General features: G+C 63.7%; 16 protein-coding genes and 1 riboswitch. Of the genes, 10 read left to right on the top strand and 6 right to left on the bottom strand.

Annotated features, from left to right (window positions below; all coding sequences use genetic code 11):
• Positions 1 to 125 precede the first annotated feature (125 nt).
• Positions 126 to 1,724 (top strand): phosphoglycerate dehydrogenase, encoded by a 1,599-nt coding sequence (serA, locus tag NKJ93_RS06940; protein ID WP_352480909.1) that lies wholly within the window; start codon positions 126 to 128, stop codon positions 1,722 to 1,724.
• An 84-nt stretch (positions 1,725 to 1,808) separates the two neighbouring features.
• Here serA and NKJ93_RS06945 read toward each other — a convergent pair whose 3' ends face one another.
• On the bottom strand, positions 1,809 to 2,711 hold the full coding sequence (locus tag NKJ93_RS06945) for a DMT family transporter (protein ID WP_352480908.1): 903 nt from the start codon (positions 2,709 to 2,711) through the stop codon (positions 1,809 to 1,811).
• 216 nt (positions 2,712 to 2,927) lie between these two features.
• On the opposite strand from NKJ93_RS06945, the gene NKJ93_RS06950 reads away from it, so the two are divergent.
• Together NKJ93_RS06950 and NKJ93_RS06955 are read left to right on the top strand one after the other, a co-directional pair.
• The gene (locus tag NKJ93_RS06950; protein ID WP_023680654.1) at positions 2,928 to 4,226 is read left to right on the top strand and encodes an adenylosuccinate synthase; all 1,299 of its coding nucleotides are present in this window, start codon (positions 2,928 to 2,930) and stop codon (positions 4,224 to 4,226) included.
• A gap of 74 nt (positions 4,227 to 4,300) precedes the next feature.
• Complete coding sequence (locus NKJ93_RS06955; protein ID WP_352494167.1) at positions 4,301 to 6,007, top strand: hypothetical protein; 1,707 nt, start codon at positions 4,301 to 4,303, stop codon at positions 6,005 to 6,007.
• A gap of 31 nt (positions 6,008 to 6,038) precedes the next feature.
• On the opposite strand, the gene NKJ93_RS06960 is transcribed toward NKJ93_RS06955, so the two are convergent.
• Genes NKJ93_RS06960 through NKJ93_RS06975 form a run of 4 tightly spaced genes read right to left on the bottom strand, consistent with a single transcriptional unit; the run spans position 6,039 to position 9,104 of the window.
• The gene (locus NKJ93_RS06960; protein WP_352480906.1) at positions 6,039 to 6,338 is read right to left on the bottom strand and encodes a CcdB family protein; all 300 of its coding nucleotides are present in this window, start codon (positions 6,336 to 6,338) and stop codon (positions 6,039 to 6,041) included.
• Positions 6,338 to 6,580: a type II toxin-antitoxin system CcdA family antitoxin gene (locus tag NKJ93_RS06965; RefSeq protein ID WP_352480905.1), complete on the bottom strand. Its 243-nt coding sequence runs from the start codon at positions 6,578 to 6,580 to the stop codon at positions 6,338 to 6,340. Before NKJ93_RS06965 ends, NKJ93_RS06960 begins: the two co-directional genes overlap by 1 nt.
• Positions 6,581 to 6,637: 57 nt before the next feature.
• A complete protein-coding gene (locus NKJ93_RS06970) occupies positions 6,638 to 8,458 on the bottom strand; it encodes an ABC-F family ATP-binding cassette domain-containing protein (protein WP_352588265.1) in 1,821 nt (606 codons plus the stop codon).
• Position 8,459: 1 nt separating this feature from the next.
• Positions 8,460 to 9,104 (bottom strand): thiamine diphosphokinase, encoded by a 645-nt coding sequence (locus NKJ93_RS06975; RefSeq protein ID WP_352494169.1) that lies wholly within the window; start codon positions 9,102 to 9,104, stop codon positions 8,460 to 8,462.
• A 127-nt stretch (positions 9,105 to 9,231) separates the two neighbouring features.
• A riboswitch (TPP riboswitch) is annotated at positions 9,232 to 9,346 on the top strand.
• Positions 9,347 to 9,389: 43 nt separating this feature from the next.
• Between NKJ93_RS06975 and thiB the strand changes: the two genes are divergently transcribed.
• The 4 genes from thiB to NKJ93_RS06995 all read left to right on the top strand — a co-directional run bounded on the left by thiB (position 9,390) and on the right by NKJ93_RS06995 (position 14,757).
• The gene (thiB, locus tag NKJ93_RS06980) at positions 9,390 to 10,403 is read left to right on the top strand and encodes a thiamine ABC transporter substrate binding subunit (protein ID WP_352480903.1); all 1,014 of its coding nucleotides are present in this window, start codon (positions 9,390 to 9,392) and stop codon (positions 10,401 to 10,403) included.
• 233 nt (positions 10,404 to 10,636) lie between these two features.
• Positions 10,637 to 12,256, top strand: a complete 1,620-nt coding sequence (gene thiP, locus NKJ93_RS06985; protein WP_352480902.1) for a thiamine/thiamine pyrophosphate ABC transporter permease — start codon at positions 10,637 to 10,639, stop codon at positions 12,254 to 12,256.
• On the top strand, positions 12,253 to 13,044 hold the full coding sequence (thiQ, locus tag NKJ93_RS06990; RefSeq protein WP_352494170.1) for a thiamine ABC transporter ATP-binding protein: 792 nt from the start codon (positions 12,253 to 12,255) through the stop codon (positions 13,042 to 13,044). Before thiP ends, thiQ begins: the two co-directional genes overlap by 4 nt.
• Positions 13,045 to 13,287: 243 nt before the next feature.
• The gene (locus tag NKJ93_RS06995) at positions 13,288 to 14,757 is read left to right on the top strand and encodes a M48 family metalloprotease (RefSeq protein ID WP_023721023.1); all 1,470 of its coding nucleotides are present in this window, start codon (positions 13,288 to 13,290) and stop codon (positions 14,755 to 14,757) included.
• Between the two features lie 13 nt (positions 14,758 to 14,770).
• Here the strand turns inward: NKJ93_RS06995 and NKJ93_RS07000 are convergent, their stop codons facing one another.
• Positions 14,771 to 15,628, bottom strand: coding sequence for an RNA polymerase factor sigma-32 (locus NKJ93_RS07000; protein WP_031194549.1), 858 nt, complete (start codon positions 15,626 to 15,628; stop codon positions 14,771 to 14,773).
• A gap of 328 nt (positions 15,629 to 15,956) precedes the next feature.
• Here NKJ93_RS07000 and NKJ93_RS07005 point away from each other — a divergent pair, with 328 nt between their 5' ends.
• The 3 genes from NKJ93_RS07005 to NKJ93_RS07015 all read left to right on the top strand — a co-directional run bounded on the left by NKJ93_RS07005 (position 15,957) and on the right by NKJ93_RS07015 (position 18,302).
• The gene (locus NKJ93_RS07005) at positions 15,957 to 16,730 is read left to right on the top strand and encodes an amino acid ABC transporter substrate-binding protein (protein ID WP_023721021.1); all 774 of its coding nucleotides are present in this window, start codon (positions 15,957 to 15,959) and stop codon (positions 16,728 to 16,730) included.
• A 121-nt stretch (positions 16,731 to 16,851) separates the two neighbouring features.
• Positions 16,852 to 17,532 (top strand): ABC transporter permease subunit, encoded by a 681-nt coding sequence (locus NKJ93_RS07010; protein ID WP_023721020.1) that lies wholly within the window; start codon positions 16,852 to 16,854, stop codon positions 17,530 to 17,532.
• Complete coding sequence (locus tag NKJ93_RS07015; RefSeq protein ID WP_352588268.1) at positions 17,529 to 18,302, top strand: amino acid ABC transporter ATP-binding protein; 774 nt, start codon at positions 17,529 to 17,531, stop codon at positions 18,300 to 18,302. Before NKJ93_RS07010 ends, NKJ93_RS07015 begins: the two co-directional genes overlap by 4 nt.
• The last annotated feature ends 67 nt before the right edge of the window (positions 18,303 to 18,369 follow it).

Raw genomic sequence — 18,369 nt, forward strand, 5'->3', positions numbered from 1 at the left:
CGACACGAGCTCAACGATCCACCATCCAGAAAGATTCGGCCGCATCCGGCCGCACCGACCCCACCCCGGCGCTTCGCGCCGACCCTCCCCTCAAGGAGGGACGCCAATCGCAAAGGACCAAGCCAATGCCTCGCGTTCTCGTCTCGGATAAACTTTCCACCACCGCCGTGCAGATCTTCAGGGATCGCGGCATCGACGTCGACTATTTGCCGGATCTCGGCAAGGATAAGGAAAAATTGCTCGAGGTGATCGACCAGTATGATGGGCTGGCCATCCGCTCGGCGACAAAGGTCACGGAGAAGCTGATCAACGCCGCGACCAGGCTGAAGGTCGTGGGCCGCGCCGGCATCGGCGTCGACAATGTCGACATCCCGGCGGCGAGCCGCAAGGGCATCATCGTGATGAACACGCCCTTCGGCAATTCGATCACCACTGCCGAGCATGCGATCGCCATGATCTTCGCGCTGGCCCGCCAGATACCGGAGGCCAACGCCTCGACCCATGCCGGCAAATGGGAAAAGAACCGCTTCATGGGTGTCGAGATCACCGGCAAGACGCTGGGCATCATCGGCTGCGGCAATATTGGCTCGATCGTCGCTACGCGCGGCGTCGGCCTGAAGATGCATGTCATCGCCTTCGATCCGTTCCTGTCGGACAGCCGCGCCGAGGAGCTCGGCGTCGAAAAGGTCGAGCTCGACGAGCTGTTCGCCCGCGCCGACTTCATCACGCTGCACACACCGCTCACCGACAAGACGCGCAACATCATCGATGCCGCGGCGATCGCCAAAATGAAGACCGGTGTGCGCATCATCAATTGCGCGCGTGGCGGGCTGGTCGTCGAGGCCGACCTGATCGCGGCACTGAAAAGCGGCAAGGTGGCAGGCGCCGGCATCGACGTGTTCGAGGTCGAACCGGCGGAGTATAATGAACTGTTCGGCATGGAGAATGTCGTGGCGACGCCGCATCTCGGCGCGTCGACCACCGAAGCGCAGGAGAATGTCGCCCTTCATGTCGCCGAGCAGATGTCCGACTATCTGATCAAGGGCGCCGTTTCCAACGCCATCAACATGCCGTCGATCACCGCCGAAGAGGCGCCGCGGCTGAAACCTTTCGTCAAGCTTGCCGAAGTGCTCGGCGCCTTTGTCGGCCAGGTCACCGAGGATCCAATCAAGGAGGTCGAGATACTGTTCGACGGCTCGACCGCGACGATGAACACGCGCGCGCTGATCAGCGCCACCCTTGCCGGGCTGATCCGGCCGCAGGTCTCCGACGTCAACATGGTGTCGGCGCCGATCATGGTGAAGGAGCGCGGCATCATCGTCGCCGAGGTCAAGCGCGACAAATCCGGCGTGTTCGACGGCTATATCAAGCTCACGGTCAAGACCGAGCATAGGACACGCTCGATCGCCGGCACCTGCTTCTCGGATGGCAAACCGCGCTTCATCCAGATCAAGGGCATCAATCTCGACGCCGAGGTCGGCCAGCACATGCTCTACACGACGAATGCCGATGCGCCTGGGATCATCGGCCTGCTCGGCACGGTCTGCGGCGAGAACGGCGTCAACATCGCCAATTTCCAGCTCGGCCGCAACCGGCCGGGCGGCGATGCCATCGCATTGCTCTATCTCGATGCGCCGTTCCCGGAAAAGGTGTTGGCGCAGGTGCGCTCGCACAAGTCGATCGACTCCGCCAAGCGGCTGCACTTCGACGTCGGCGTGGCCTGAAATTCGGTCACCCCGTGTGCAGCAGCACGCGGGGCGCTTCCACGGTCGTTGATGGACCGCAGTCAAACGTCGCGGCAAGCGACTTCATTCAGCGGCGGATATCGCCGTCTTCCGTCCGCTGTATTCGGCGAGGCTGATGCCGCTGAGCACCAGCGCGAGTGCCAGCGCCTGATAGAGCTGGAATGTCTCGCCGACGATCAGCACCGACAGCAGCGTACCGAAGATCGGCACCAGATTGATGAACAGGCCGGCCCTGTTGGCGCCGATCAGTTCGTTGCCCCTGATATAGAAGATCTGCGAAATGACCGAGGCACCGATGGCGGTATAGAACGCGACCGCCCAGCCGCGGGCATCGGGGACGATGACCTTGCCGGCGGCAATCTCCCACAGGAAGAAAGGCAGCGATGTGATGAGTGCGGCAACCGACAGCGCCAGCATCAGGCTCTGCCAGCGGATGGCCGGCTTCAGCCGCAACCCGACCGAATAGAAGGAGTAGCAAAGCACGGCGATCAGCATGATGGCGTCGCCGAAGTTGAGATCCAGCCTGAGAAGCTGGCGTGGATCGCCATGGCTCGCCGTCACCGCGACGCCGGCGATGGTCAGCACGACGCCGATGATCTGCACGCCGTTGACGCGCAGGCGAAAGAACACGAAATTGGCGATGATGATGACGATCGGGATCGCCGCCTGCTCGATCGAGACGTTGATTGCCGTGGTGTAGTTAAGCGCCGTGTAGAAGATCGTGTTGAAGAAGGCGAAGCCGCAAGCGCCGAGCCCGCCAAGCAGCAACCAGTGCCTGCGCACCACCGACCAGTCTTGGCGCAGCGTTGCCCAGCCGATCGGCAGCAAGATCAGAACCGCCAGCAGCCAACGCAGGAAGACAAGTGTCATCGGCGAGATATGACCGACCGCCAGCTTCCCCGCCACGGAGTTGCCGCCCCACAGCAAGGTGGTGAACAGCAGGAACAGATAGGCGGCTCGATGCATCGTGAAGTCCCGGCCAGGCGGAGAGAAATGCGCGGTCGATGCGGGCCTATTGCGGCAGCTCGCGCAAGTAAATGATGTCAAAGGCGAAAATTGTTGTGCCTCGGAGCGTTTTGGGCGGCAAAGAATGGTCGCGCTCGCCCGGTCTTGACGCTATAGAGGCCTGTCGTTTCGAACCGTTTCAAGCTGCCTGGCGCGGCATCTCAAGGGAAAAGAAGCATGGCCAATGTGGTGGTCGTCGGCTCGCAATGGGGCGATGAGGGCAAAGGCAAGATCGTCGACTGGTTGTCCGAGCGCGCCGACGTTGTCGTGCGCTTCCAGGGCGGCCACAATGCCGGCCATACGCTGGTCGTCGATGGCAAGGTCTACAAGCTGTCGCTGCTGCCGTCCGGCGTGGTGCGGCAAGGCAAGCTGTCGATCATCGGCAATGGCGTCGTCTTCGATCCGCACGCTTTCGTCGCGGAGGTGGCGAAATTGAAGGCGCAGGGCGTCGAGGTGACGCCGGACCGCCTGAAAATAGCCGAAAACACCGCGCTTATCCTGTCGCTGCACCGGGAGCTGGACGGATTTCGCGAGGACGCCGCTTCCAATTCCGGAACGAAGATTGGCACGACCCGTCGCGGCATCGGTCCGGCCTACGAAGACAAGGTGGGCCGACGCGCGGTCAGGGTGATGGATTTGGCGGATTTGGAAACGCTGCCCTTGAAGGTCGACAGGCTGCTGACGCACCACAATGCGCTGCGCCGTGGGCTCGGCCATGCCGAGGTCACGCATGAGGCGATCATGAGCGAGCTGATCTCGGTCGCCGACGAGATTCTGCCCTATATGGACCGGGTCTGGAAAATCCTCGATGACAAGCGCCGCGCCGGCGAGCGCATCCTGTTCGAAGGCGCGCAAGGCACGCTGCTCGACATCGACCATGGCACCTATCCGTTCGTTACCTCCTCCAATACGGTTGCCGGCCAGGCCGCCGCTGGATCCGGCGTCGGCCCGGGCGCCATCGGCTATGTGCTCGGCATCACCAAGGCCTACACGACGCGCGTTGGCGAAGGCCCGTTTCCAACCGAACAGAAGAACGAGATCGGCGAGTTCCTGGGCACGCGCGGCCATGAATTCGGCGTCGTCACCGGCCGCAAGCGCCGCTGCGGCTGGTTCGATGCCGTGCTGGTCCGCCAGGCTGTCGCCGTCAACGGCATCAAGGGCATTGCGCTGACCAAGCTCGATGTGCTCGATGGGCTGGACGAGATCAAGGTCTGCACCGGCTACCGCCTCGACGGCGAGGCGATCGATTACCTGCCGGCCAGCCAGGGCGCGCAGGCGCGCGTCGAACCGGTCTACGAGACGCTGGAGGGGTGGAAAGGCACCACCGCCGGCGCGCGCAGCTGGAACGACCTGCCGGCCCAGGCGGTGAAGTACGTCCGCTACATCGAAGAGCTGATCGGCGCGCCGGTCGCACTCCTTTCCACCAGCCCTGAACGGGACGACACGATACTTGTGACCGATCCGTTTCAAGACTAGTTTCTCAGCCTTTCCGGGCATTGCGGCTGATTTGCGGGGGCCGGCCCAGAAACAAAATGCAGGTCGACTGAAGCATGGTAGATTTTGTTTCTGTTCTGAAAAAGACGCTCGACAATCTCGGCGAGCCGTCGGCGGAGGTGCGCGCCAGGGTCTACGACAAGGCCCGTTCGACGATTGCAAAGAAGATTGCCGAACGCGATCCACCGCTTGCGCCGTCGGACGTCGCCAGGCAGAAGCGTGCACTCGAAGATGCCATCGCAAGCATTGAGCGAGAGTATGGCAAACCGGCGCCGGCATCCGATCCGCTGGCGGAGCTGGAGGACATCTTCTCCTCCATCGACCGCAACAAGAACCAGCCCAGCCATGTCCGCCAGCCGGCCAAAACCGAGCCGGCCAAGACCGAGCCGGCAAAGACCGGGCCGGCACAGACTGGGCCGGCATGGCAGCCCACGCCCGCCAAGCCGGCGTCGAACTGGCAAAAGCCGCAGCCCGTCGCTCTTTCTCAGGAGCGCGCTGGTCCGCCGCCGTCCGACATGGATCTTCCGACAGCCGATGACCAAGACGGGGTTTTTCGGGGCGATGACTTTTCCAACGACGGCGACCCCGCGGAGGACAGGTTCCAGCGGCTCCATCCTGCCGAGCGCAGGCGCAGCTATGGCGGTGTGATTGCCGCTGCCGTCGCCTTGCTGGTCATTGCCGGTGGCGGTTACGGCATGTGGCTGAACAAGGATGCGTTCGGCAGCATGCTCGGCCTCGACGGGACCAAAACCGTCGCCACCGAACCGCTGGTAAAGCCAGCCCCGGCCAAGCCGGTGGCCGATGCGGCCGTCCCGGCCGCCGCGCCTCCGACGGAGGCCGGCGAAGGCGCGAAGTTCACGCAGCGCCTGACGCCCGAAGGCCACGAGGTCGATCCCGGCCCCGCGGCCGGGCAGGCGGGCATCGGCGAAGGCGAATCCGTCGCCGCGCTGACCACGCCGCCGTCGGCCGCACAAACGCCGACCAGCCCGGTACCCGCCGCGCCGGCACCGGCCGCGCCCGCAGACGCGCAAGCCACGGCCAATGCTCCAGCAGTCGACGGGTCCGCTGCACCAACTCCCGCAACGCCGCCCGCCAACGGGGCGGCAGCGCCGGCCGATGCTGCAGCTGTCCCGCCAGCGCCTGCAGCGGCCGCCACACCGCCCGTGGCGGCAGCGGCACCGACGGTAGTTCCGCCGGAAGCCGCGCTGGCCGTCGGCCAGAAAGCGATCTTCTACGAGGAGCGCACCAGCACCGCTCAAGGCTCGGCCGAGCCCGGCAATATCGTCTGGTCACTGGTGCAGGAATCGCCCGGCGGCGACCTGCCGCCCGAGCCGGCGATCCGCGCCGAGGCGACCATTCCAGGCAAGGATATCCAGTTGCGCATGACGATCCGTCGCAACACCGACCAGACACTGCCGGCCAGCCATATCATCGAGATGATCTTCCTGACGCCTGACGGCTTCGAGGGCGGCGGCGTCGACAACATCCTGCGTGTCGCCATGAAGGGCTCCGAGCAGGATGCCGGCAGCCCGCTGATCGGCATCCCGGCCAAGATCGCCGACGGTTTCTTCCTGGTTGCGCTCAACGATACCAAGGCAGATGAAGACGCCAATCTGACCTTGCTCAGGGGCCAGGACTGGATCGACGTGCCGGTCGTCTACAAGACCGGGCGGCGGGCGCTGCTCACGATGGAAAAGGGCATTCCGGGCGAGAAGGTGTTCGACGAGGCGCTGAAGGCCTGGCAAACCAAGACGGCGGGTTGAGGCCGGCTCACCAGCCCAACCCCTCTTTGGCTCAGAAGCCTTGGAACAACATGTCGATTGCGCTCACGATGTCGTCGTGATGGCGAGAAAGATTTCCTTCGGCAATGGGCAATTCAGATGTCATCAAGGCTGACATGAATTGAGTGACCATGACATGGTCCTTACCGTTGATGGTGAAGATAGGATTTAGCCGGCGGCCCGGCACTGGAGCCTTATTGGCTGGCATCAGCGGGACGACTACCTTGGTGTCGAGCCGTCCCAGAAGGTCGGACTGGAGATCGAGAAGATAACCGTCGCCTTCGGCAGTCTGGTAGAAATCATAACGCGCCATCAAAACAGCCGGTGCTTGGCCAGAGGCAAGCCGTTGCGCCTGACATAGTCATTGGAACTCTCGATCGCTTCCTTGTTTTCCTCCTGCCATCGCCGGGTTTTTTCGGCCGAAATCGCCTTGGCGATACCCTCTTCTGCAGCGCGGGATATATTGATGCCCAACGCCTTGGCGTCCTCGATCAATCCGGAGTCGATCGATGTATTAACCGACTTTCTTTGGGTTTTTGGATTCGATCGAGGCATGGAGCCGCTCCCATTTATGCGCATAATGTAGGCGCATATGAGCGTGCATTCAACCTCTCACCCCTCCATCTCTTCGCGCAGCATCTCGAGTTCCAGCCATTCCTCTTCGAGCGCTTCCAGCGTGGCGCGCTCCTTGTCGAGCGCGGCAATCGTCTTCTGGAACGACGCCGGGTCGCGCTCATAATAGGCCGGATCGGCGATGTTGTTCTCCAGCCGCGAGATCGAGGCCGACACCGCCTCGATCTTCTTGGGTAAGGTTTCCAGCGCGAATTTCTGCTTGAACGACAGTTTCTTGGCCAGGCCCCTGCTAGCGGCCGCTTCGCTCCTGCTTGCCGCCGTCGCCTCGCCGGTCTCTGCCTTCGGCCGCGCCTTGCGGTCGTCCAGCCTGGTGCCGCCGCGCTGCGCCAGCATATCGGAATAGCCGCCGGCATATTCGATCCAGCGGCCGTCGCCATCCGGCGCGATGATGCTGGTCACCGTGCGGTCGAGGAAATCGCGATCGTGGCTGACCAGGATCACCGTGCCGGCAAAGCCGGCGACCAGTTCCTGCAGCAGCTCCAGCGTCTCCATGTCGAGATCGTTGGTCGGCTCGTCGAGCACAAGCAGGTTTGCCGGCCGCGCCAAAACGCGGGCGAGGATCAGCCGTGCCCGCTCGCCGCCCGAAAGCTCGCGCACCGGCGTGCGCGCCTGTTCCGGCTTGAACAGGAAGTTCTTCATGTAGGACACGACGTGGCGCTGCTCGCCATTGATGACAAGGTTCTCGCCGCGTCCGTCGGTGAGATACTGCGCCAGTGTCTCCTGCGGATCGACGGCCTCGCGCTTCTGGTCGAGCGTGGCGATCTCCAGGTTGGTGCCGAGCCGCACCGTGCCTGCGTCCGGCTTCAATTCGCCGGTCAGCATCTTCAATAGCGTCGTCTTGCCGGCGCCGTTCGGCCCGACCAGACCGACGCGATCGCCGCGCTGGATGCGTGTCGAGAATCCCTTGACCAGGGTCAGATCGCCAAAGCTCTTCTCGATGTTCTTGGCCTCAATCACCAGCTTGCCGGATTCGGCGGCGTCGCTGGCTGTCATCGTCGCCGCACCCTCGGCGCCACGATGACCGCGAAAGCGCTGGCGCATGGTCTGCAACTCACCGAGCCGGCGCATGTTGCGCTTGCGCCTTGCCGTCACGCCATAGCGCAGCCAGTGCTCCTCGCGCACGATCTGGCGGCCGAGCTTGTGCTGCTCGCGCTCTTCCTCCTCCAACACCGTGTCGCGCCATTCCTCGAAATAGGCAAAGCCCTTATCGAGACGGCGGGTCTGGCCGCGGTCGAGCCAAATTGTGGCGCGTGACACGCGTTCGAGAAAACGGCGGTCATGCGAGATGACGACCAGGGCCGAGGAGGTGCGGGCAAGCTCCTCCTCCAGCCATTCGATAACCGAAAGGTCAAGATGATTGGTCGGTTCATCGAGGAGAAGAATGTCGGGCTCGGGCGCCATGACGCGGGCGAGTGCCGCGCGCCGCGTCTCGCCCCCGGAGAGGTCGTTCGGCCGTTCCTCGCCGGTCAGGCCGAGATGCTCTATCAGATAGGTGGCGCGGTAGGGATCATCGGCGGGCCCGAGCCCCGCCTCGACATAGGCGCGAACGGTCGCAAAACCGTCCATGTCGGGCATTTGCGGCAAATAGCGCACCGTCGCCGAAGGCTGGCGGAAGACTTCGCCGTCCTGCGGTTCGATCAGCCCGGCAGCGATCTTGAGGAGCGTCGACTTGCCAGAGCCGTTGCGCCCGACCAGGGCGATCTTGTCGCCAGCTGACGCCGTCAGGGCGGCACCGTCGAGCAGCGGCGCGCCGCCAAAGGTCAGCTTTATCCCGTCGAGATTGAGAAGCGGCGGCGCCATGTCAGCTTTCAGGTAGGGAAAAAGGATGCGCGAGCAGCAGCGCGCGGCCGCTGGCCAGCGCGATTTCCAGCCGGCCCTTGACCTCGTTGGAAATGGTCAGCGACGAGCCGAAGGCAACCTCGACATGGGCGAGCGGCCATTTGGCGCCGGTGACTGTCAGGCCGGCGAGATCCGAAAAGCCGAGCACCGAAAACAGCGTACCGTCGACATAATCGAAGCCAGTCTTTCCAGGCAGCAAAGGAATGCCTTCCTGTGCGCCGCTGGTCAAAAGCACTTCCGTTCCGCCTTCCGCCAGCCGGACGCTGAGCGCCAAATGCAGGAAGATGTGGTCGGTGCGTTTGCCGCCGAAGGCGCCTGCGAGCACAAGGCTGGTCGCACCGCGTTCGAGCGCGGCGGCGATAGCGAGTTCACCGTCGGTCTTGTCCTTTTCGGCGGGAAACACCTGCCGTGGCACGGCGGCCAGATCCTCCGGCAAATCGGCAGGCACGGAATCGAAATCGCCGACCCAGAGTTCCGGCATCAGGCCCAGCATAAGGGCATGGCCGATACCGGCATCGGCAGCGATGACGCGGGAGCCTTCGACCTGGCGGTCGAGCAGCGGCGTGCGGATGAGATCGCCGCCAAGCAGGATGGTGAATGTGCTCATATCTCGTGGCCCTTACCAGCCCTGCCCCGGAAACGGAAGATGAAACGGCAGATGAAACAGGACGCCGCGCTTTGGATGCCCGGCAAACTTCCGCTTGCGCAGCACTTCGGCCGGGCCTATGTGTCGAAACGCTCTAACGGGGTGCCGGACGCGATCTTCGCGGACCGGCTGAGAGGCAAGACTGCCAACCCGCTGAACCTGATCCGGTTTGTACCGGCGGAGGGATTAGACGTTTCGGACAGCCCGACGCCTCAATTCCTTTCAACGCGAACGAAGGAGGCGCCGATGCGCAGTTTTTTCCACTCTCTTGCCTCGATTATCCTGCTTGCGGCATCCGCGCTTGCCCTACCGGGGCAGGCATCGGCACAGGATAAGCTGACCGTCTATACCTATGAAAGCTTCACCGCCGATTGGGGTCCGGGACCGGCGGTGAAGAAGGCCTTCGAGGCCGAGTGCACCTGCGTCGTCGAATTCGTCTCGGTCGCCGACGGCGTGGCACTGCTCAACCGTGTGAAGCTGGAAGGGGCCGCGACCAAGGCCGATATCGTGCTTGGCCTCGATACCAATTTGACGGCGGACGCCAAGGCAACCGGCCTGTTTTCGCCGCATGGCGCCGTGACGGACGTCAGTGTGCCGGGTGGCTGGAGCGACGATATCTTCGTGCCGTTCGACTATGGCTATTTCGCTATCGTCTACGATAGCGAAAAACTGAAGAGCCCGCCGAAGAGCCTCAGGGAATTGGTCGAGGGCGATGCCGGCGACAAGATCGTCATCCAGGATCCGCGCACCTCGACGCCGGGCCTTGGCCTGCTGTTGTGGGTCAAGTCGGTCTATGGCGACAAGGCTCCGGAAGCCTGGGCCAAACTCAAGGCAAAGGTGCTGACGGTGACGCCGGGCTGGAGCGAGGCCTACGGCCTGTTCACCAAGGGTGAGGCGCCGATGGTGCTGTCCTATACCACTTCGCCAGCCTACCACATGGTTGCCGAAAACACCTCGCGCTACCAGGCGGCGTCCTTCGAGGAAGGCGAATATCTGCAGATCGAGGTCGCTGGGATCACCACCAAGGGCGCGAAGAACCCGCTGGCGGAAAAGTTCATCGCCTTCATGACCGGGCCGAAATTCCAGGATCTCATTCCCGAAACCAACTGGATGTTCCCGGCCGGCAAGACCGACAAGCCGCTCAATCCGGCGTTCGACAAGCTCGTCAAACCGACCAAAACCTTGCTGTTCAGCTCGGAAGAGGTCGCCGCAAATCGCAAGGCCTGGGTCGACGAGTGGCTGGCGGTGATGAGCAAGTAGCTCGGATTGAAAGATGATCGCCCTACGGCGCCCCCCTCTGTCCTGCCGGACATCTCCCCTACAAGGAGGGAGATTGGCCGTCATGCCGGCTTTCGCCAATCTCCGACATTGCCGGAATGAGCGGAGCGCTGAACCTGCCAATCTCTCCCCATGTGGGGGAGATGTCCGGCAGGACAGAGGGGCGCGCGAAGGAACGCAATCCTCGCTAAGAATCTCGAATCTGGTGGTCTAGCGTGCAACGCGCGCCATCATCGGATACCCGCGTCGCTGCCGGTATCGTCGCGCTCGCCGCCATCGCGCTGCTGATCGGCGGGGCATTCGCCGGGCTCGTCGTCGAAGCCATGCGCGACCTGTCGGGCGCCGCCTCCGCCTTTGATTCCTATCTCCTCCGTGTTGCGCGCTTCACGCTCTGGCAGGCTCTGTTGTCGACCCTGCTCTCCGTCGCACCGGCGCTGTTCGTCGCGCGCGCGCTGTCGCGGCATCCACAGTTTTTCGGGCGAGGCTTTGTCCTGCAGCTTTTCGCCGTGCCGCTGGCGCTGCCGGCCATTGTTGCCGCACTCGGTGTCTTGGCACTCTATGGCCGCGCCGGGTATTTCGCCGGCTTGCTCGGTGCGATTGGCGGCCAGAACTGGCCCGGCATCTATGGCCTATCGGGTATTCTCGTCGCCCACGTCTTTTTCAACCTGCCGCTGGCAACGCGACTGTTCCTGGAAGCGTTGCAGACGGTGCCGGCTAACCAATGGCGGCTGGCGAGCCAGCTTGGCATGGGTGCTGCGCCGGCCTTCCGGCTGATCGAATGGCCGGCGTTGCGTGCGGCCCTGCCGGGCGTTGCCGGGCTCGTTTTCATGCTGTGCATCACCTCCTTCACCATCGTGCTTACGCTCGGCGGCGGGCCGCGCGCGACGACGCTGGAGGTTGCCATATACCAGGCGCTGCGTTTCGACTTCGACCCGGCGCGGGCGGTGACGCTGACCTTGTTGCAGATTGCCCTGACCTTCGTCGTCGTGCTGGCACTAACGCGGCTTGGCGCCAATATGACCGGCGACGCCAATCTGCCGGTAGCCCCGCGCCGGTATTTTTCAGCCGGTGCGGCCGAGACCGTGCTGAACGCACTGGTGATCGGGCTGGCACTGCTGTTTGTCGCCGGACCGATGGCGGCTACGCTGTCGGCCGGGCTTGGCGCCGATCTCGGCCGCCTGGCCGGCGAGAGCGCGGTGCGGCAAGCGACGGCGACCAGTGCCGTGCTCTCCCTCCTATCGGCGCTGCTCTCCTTGGCGTTGTCGCTGTCGCTGGTTATGGCGCGCCGGGCGCTGGCGCTCACCCGGCGGACCGGCAGGCGGACGCTGCTCGAACACCTGGCCGACACCGGTGCGGGGTTCGTCCTGGTGGTGCCGCCCATCGTCATCGGTGCCGGCTGGTTCCTGCTCCTGCGCAGCGTCAGCGATGTCTTTGCGATCGCCCCTGTCATGGTGGTTGTGGTCAATGCGGTGATGGCGATGCCGTTCGCCATCCGCGCCATCCGCCCCGCCTATGACGCGGCGAGCGAACGCCACGAACGGCTCTGTGCACAGCTTGGCATCTCGGGCTGGAACCGGTTGCGTCTGGTCGACTGGCCGTCGCTGCGGCGGCCGCTCGCCACCGGCTTCGCCTTCGCCATGGCGCTGTCGCTCGGTGATCTCGGCGTCATTGCGCTGTTCGGCAGCGATTCCGTGCAGACATTGCCCTATCTGTTGCTGGCGCGCATGGGCAGCTACCGCACCGAGGATGCGGCCGGCCTGGCGCTGCTGCTCGGCCTTGTCTGCCTGGCGCTTGTGCTGACCGCGGACTGGCTGGGAAGGAGGGAGAAATCATGATGCCGATCAGCCCGGAACGGTCGATTTCGGTCGAAAAAGGCGCGGCCGTGCGGCTCGATAATGTCTCGTTCAGCTATGGTGAAACGCCGCTTATATTCGATGTCGATTTCCCGGCGTCGGAAATCACCGCCATCATGGGGCCGAGCGGTTCGGGAAAGTCGACGCTGCTCAATCTGGTGGCCGGTTTCGAGGCGCCGCGGTCAGGCCGCGTGCTCATCGGCGGCGCCGACGTCAGCACTGCGCCGCCATCAGCGCGGCCGGTGTCGATGGTGTTCCAGGAAAACAACCTGTTTGCCCATCTGTCCCTCGAGCAGAATGTCGGGCTCGGCCGCTCGCCTTCGCTCATGCTGAGCGAGGCTGACCGCGCCGCAATCGCCGCAGCGCTGAAGCGCGTCGGCCTTACCGGCAAGGAAAGCCGGCTGCCGCGCGAACTCTCCGGCGGTGAGCGGCAGCGCGTCGCGCTCGCTCGGGTCCTGGTGCGCGACCGGCCGGTGTTGTTGCTCGACGAGCCGTTCGCTTCGCTCGGACCGGCACTGCGCGACGACATGCTCGACCTGGTCGCCGACGTCCATTCGGAGCAGCGCATGACGGTGCTATTCGTCACGCACCAGCCGGACGATGCGCGCCGTATCGGGCAAAACATGGTTTTCCTGGATGGTGGCACGGTTGCCGCGACGGGCACTGCGGCCGATTTTTTCGTCGGGGCTGGACCGGAGGCATTCCGACGCTATATCGGCTCGGGTCCGTTTGCGGCTGGATCACGAGATGTTGCCCGGAAGCGGACATAATTTATGGTCAAACCGGCGGAAGGCGAAGCGGCGCTTGCTTGCCATGGTCGAGGTAGTGTGGCTAGGTCCGCCAGGAGCTGGTCCGGCTTAGACCGTGATTTGCCCTTGCTGCCTCGTATCTGTCGGACGCCGTAGCACTTGATTTTGCGCGTGATGCTTTCCGGAAATCGCGCCCGATTTTCGCGGTCACGTGCCAGGACTTGAAAGGAAGCCGATCTGCCGACCGGCATCGACAATCGGAGGGTGAAACCGCTGGCGCGCTTTCTGGCGCTGGCCGGTCTTGCCGTGGCGCTGGCAAGCTGCCAGATGTTCACGCCTCCCGACGTGCAGGAATCAGGCTTTCAGCCCTCAGACAAGCCGATCACGGTCGACAACGTCGCCGCCAACGGCAAGCTCGCCCAACTGGCGAAGGCGCAGCACCCGCGCATCCTCGCCACCTATGGCGGAGAATATTCCGACCCCAAGCTCGAGCGCATGGTGGCCAAGATCGTCGGCAGACTGACCGTAGTGTCGGCCAACCCGACCCAGACCTACCGCATCACCATCCTCAACTCGCCCAACGTCAATGCCTTCGCGCTGCCGGGCGGCTATCTCTACATCACCCGGGGCCTGCTTGCCTTGGCCAACGATTCAGCCGAGCTTGCCGCCGTCATTGCGCATGAAATGGGCCATGTTACGGCCAATCACGGCCTGCAGCGCCAGCAGCTGGAAGCCGAAGAGGGGTTGGCGACCAAGGTCGTTTCGGATGTGCTCGGCGACAACCCGACGGCCAAGGCGGCGCTGATCCGCGGCAAGCTGAGGCTGGCCCAGTTCTCGCGCAATCAGGAGCTGGAGGCCGACGCCATCGGCATCAAATCGATCGGCGAAGCCGGTTTCGATCCCTACGCCGCCGGCCGCTTCCTGCAATCGATGTCGGCCTATACCGATTTCCGCTCGATCAGCGGCGCCACCGACGCCAGCCTCGACTTCCTGGCGACGCACCCCAACACGCCGCAACGTATCGACCTCGCGCAGCGCCACGCCCGCCAATTCGGCGCGCCCGGTGTCGGATCGCGCGACCGCGATTCATTCCTTTCCGGCGTAGACGGGCTGCTTTACGGCGATACACCGGAGGAAGGCTATGTGCGCGGCGAAACTTTCCTGCATCCTGGCCTCGGCGTGTCGTTCTCGGTGCCCAATGGCTTCATCATCGACAATTCGGCAGCGGCGGTGACGGCGACAGGCCCGGGCGACATCGCCATCCGCTTCGACGGCGTTTCGATCGACAAGGGCCGCTCGTTGACCGACTACATCCGCAGCGGCTGGGTTGCCGGCCTCGACGACAGCAGCGTGCGCCAGGAGACGATCAACGGCAACGAAGCGGCAACCGCGCATGCTGGCGCCGATGGCTGGCAATTCGATATTGCGGTGATCCGCGCCGGCGGCCAGGTCTACCGCTTGCTGACCGCGGCGCCTTCGGCCAGCACCTCGCTGAGCACGGTGGCGCGCTCGGTCAGCGGCTCGTTCCGCATCCTGAGTGCTGCCGAGAAGGCGGCGTTGAAGCCGCTGCGTATCCGCATCGTCACGGTGCAGCCCGGCCAGACAATGGGCTCCCTGGCCGCACAGATGGTCGGCGTCGACCGCAAGCTGGATTTGTTCAGGGTGCTCAACGCGCTGTCGCCGGGCGCCGCCGTTTCGGCCGGCGACAAGGTCAAGATCGTCACCGACAAATAGCAGCCGACGCGATTCAGGCTGCGAGAAATTCCGGGTTCTGCTTCACCAGCGCCGCCTTGAGCTTTTCCATGGCGCGCGCCTCGATCTGCCGGACACGTTCCTTGGAGATGCCGAGCGTCTCGCCGAGCGCTTCGAGCGTCGCGCCCTCGTCGCTCAGCCGGCGCTCCTCGATAATCCTGAGTTCTCGCGCATTGAGCGCGCCGAGCGCCGTCTTCAGCCAGACAGAGCGGCGTTCGACATCGATCGTGTCGCCGACGACCTCGTCGGGCAGCGGGTCATCCGAAACCAGGAACTCCATCCGCTCGGTTGCGCCCGCATCGTCGGCAAGCGGCGTGTTGAGCGAGCTGTCGGGTGCCGAAAGGCGGGAATCCATCATCGCCACATCGGCCTCGGAAACGCCGAGAGCCGCCGACACTTCGCGGTAAAGCGTGGCATTCGACGTCTGCTCGGCGCCGTTTGCCAGGCGGGCGCGTAGGCGCCGCAGGTTGAAGAACAGCGCCTTTTGCGCCGAGCTGGTGCCGCCGCGCACGATCGACCAGTTGCGCAGGATATAATCCTGCATCGAGGCGCGGATCCACCATGTCGCATAGGTCGAGAACCGCACCTCGCGCTCGGGCTCGAAACGGGCCGCGGCCTCCAGCAGCCCGACATGGCCTTCCTGGATCAGATCGCCCAGGGGAAGGCCGTAGTGGCGGAACCGCGACGCCATAGAAATGACCAGCCGCATATGGGCGACGGTGATGCGGTGCAGCGCGTGCTGGTCATTGTTCTCCTTCCAGCGCAGCGCCAGGAGATGCTCTTCGTCGCGCTCCAGGTAAGGGGCTTTCATCGCCGCGCGAACCATGGTCCGTCCTGCACTGTCTTGCATCATGCCGCGCTCCTGCTTCAGGCGTTGCGGTGCGATCGCTGAATCGTGAGTTGGCGCCGATGGTTGAAATGGCGGCGCCGCGCCCTACAACAGCCAAGAACGTGCGATGCGGGGGAATGTTCCCCCGGACTGTCATGCCGATTGCGCTGTTCCAGGCGATTCGCCATCGGCCTTGACTCAGCCGGGTGGCGCCGGGAGGTGTTGGTTGAGAATGGGATTTCAAGGGCGCGAGATTTTTGAAATTTAGTTTCTTATTTTGGCATCGCGCATCTGTCATTTTCCGGCACTCGCAACGACGCCGGACATCGGCCAAGGACGGGATCACAGAAAAATGAAATGGCTCAAATCGCTCATTATCGCCGGAACGCTGCAGGTTCTGGCAATCGCCGCCGGTCATGCCGGCGCCAATCTCGACCAGATCAAGCAGTCCGGCGTCTTCAAGGTCGGCACGGAAGGAACCTATGCGCCCTTCACCTATCATGATGCTTCCGGCGCGCTGGTCGGCTTCGACGTCGAGATCGCCCGGGCCATCGCCGAGCGCCTCGGCGTCAAAGCCCAGTTCCTCGAAGGCAAATGGGACGGGCTGATCGCCGGTCTCGACGCCAACCGCTACGATGCCGTCATCAACGAGGTCGGCATCACCGAGGCGCGCAAGGCCAAATATGATTTCTCCGATCCTTACATCGCCTCCAAGGCGGTGCTGATCGTGCGCGGCGACAACACCGACATCAAGGGTTTCGCCGATCTCAAGGGCAAGAAGGCGGCGCAGTCGCTGACCTCGAATTTCGGCAAGCTGGCTGAAACCAATGGCGCCGAGCTCGTCGGCACCGACGGCTTCGACCAGTCGATCCAGCTTCTTCTCACCGGCCGCGCCGACGCCACCATCAACGACAGCCTGTCCTTCCTCGACTTCAAGAAGCACAAGCCCGACGCCAATGTGAAGATTGCCGCGCAGGAAGAAAACGCCGACTATTCCGGCGTCATCGTGCGCAAGGGCGATCCGGAACTGGTGGCCGCCATCAATAAGGCGCTGGCCGACATCAAGGCCGACGGTACCTACCAGAAAATCGCCGATACCTATTTCGGCCAGGACGTTTCGAAGTAAACGGCTTTTCTCGCGTGGGCCGAATGCCGGCCCGCGTCGTTCATGTCGCGGCGAGCTGTCTTTGACGGCCCGCCGCTTTCGCGTGATATGAGCGACGGCAATCTGGCAAGGAGGAGGCTTCGTGCCGCACTGGCTGCAATTGATGCTGGAATCCCTGCCTACGCTGCTGTGGGCTGCACTGATCTTCACCGTGCCGTTGACGCTGCTGTCGTTTGCATTCGGTCTTGTCCTCGGCCTGGTCGTGGCGCTTGTCCGGCTGTTCGGTCCCAAACCGCTGGTCGCCGTGGTCCGCTTCTATGTCTGGATCTTCCGCGGCACGCCGCTTCTCGTGCAACTGTTCCTTATCTTCTACGGCCTGCCATCGGTCGGCATCCTGCTCGACGCCTTTCCGGCAGCACTGATCGGCTTTACCTTGAACATCGGCGCATATTCGTCGGAAATCATCCGCGCCGTCATTGGTTCGGTGCCGAAGGGCCAGTGGGAAGCGGCCTATTCGATCGGCATGACCTGGGCCCAGGCAATGCGGCGCACCATTCTTCCACAGGCGGGGCGCGTCGCCGTGCCGCCGCTGTCCAACACCTTCATCTCGCTGGTCAAGGATACATCGCTCGCCGCCGCCATTACCGTGCCCGAGATGTTCCAGGCGGCGCAGCGCATTGTCGCCACCACCTATGAGCCGCTGATCCTCTATGTCGAGGCAGCGGCTCTGTACCTGGTCATGAGCTCCGTGCTGTCGGCCTTGCAGGCCCGATTGGAAACGCGGCTTAACCGCTATGGTGGCTTCCTGGAGGCGCGTGCATGATCGGCCTCACCAACATCGAAAAGCGTTTCGGCGACAATTTGGTGCTGAAGGGTGTGACCGTCACTATCGAGGAAGGCAGTGTCACCGCGCTTGTCGGGCCATCGGGCGGCGGGAAAAGTACGCTTTTGCGCTGCATCAACCTGCTCGAACTGCCGACTTCAGGCACGGTGCGGATCGGCGACGATGCACTCGAATTCCACCCCGGCGGCAGGGTCTCGACCAGGGATATCCAGCGGCTGCGGCTGCAGACCGGCATGGTGTTCCAGAATTTCCAGCTGTTTCCGCATCGCACCGCGATCGAGAACATCATGGAGGGGCTGGTGACGGTGCTTAAATGGCCCAAGGAAAGGGCGCGCGAACGGGCGCTCGCCCTGCTCGAAAAGGTCGGCATGGCGCACAAGGCCGACGCCTGGCCGGCGACGCTGTCAGGCGGCCAGCAGCAGCGCGTGGCGATTGCCCGGGCGCTGGCGCCGTCGCCGAAAGTGCTGCTCTGCGACGAACCGACCTCGGCACTCGATCCGGAACTGGCGCAAGAGGTGGTCGACGTGCTCGGCAAGCTCGCCAGCGAGGGCACGACCATGGTGATGGCGACGCATGATCTGAGGCTCGCCTCCAAGATCGCGCGGGAAGTGGTGTTCCTCGATGCCGGCAACATCGTCGAACAAGGGCCGGCCGCGGTGCTGTTCAGCAACCCGGAGCGCCAGCGGACCAAGCGGTTCATCGCCACGCTGAAGCAGGAGGCGGAAAGGGAGGGCGGTGTCGAAGGTTAGATATGCATTCGCCGATCCCAAAAATAAAAACCCGGCGCGAGGCCGGGCTTTTCTGAATTCGAAGGCG

It is taken from the genome of Mesorhizobium sp. M0028, from assembly GCF_040323855.1.
GTDB lineage: Bacteria > Pseudomonadota > Alphaproteobacteria > Rhizobiales > Rhizobiaceae > Mesorhizobium.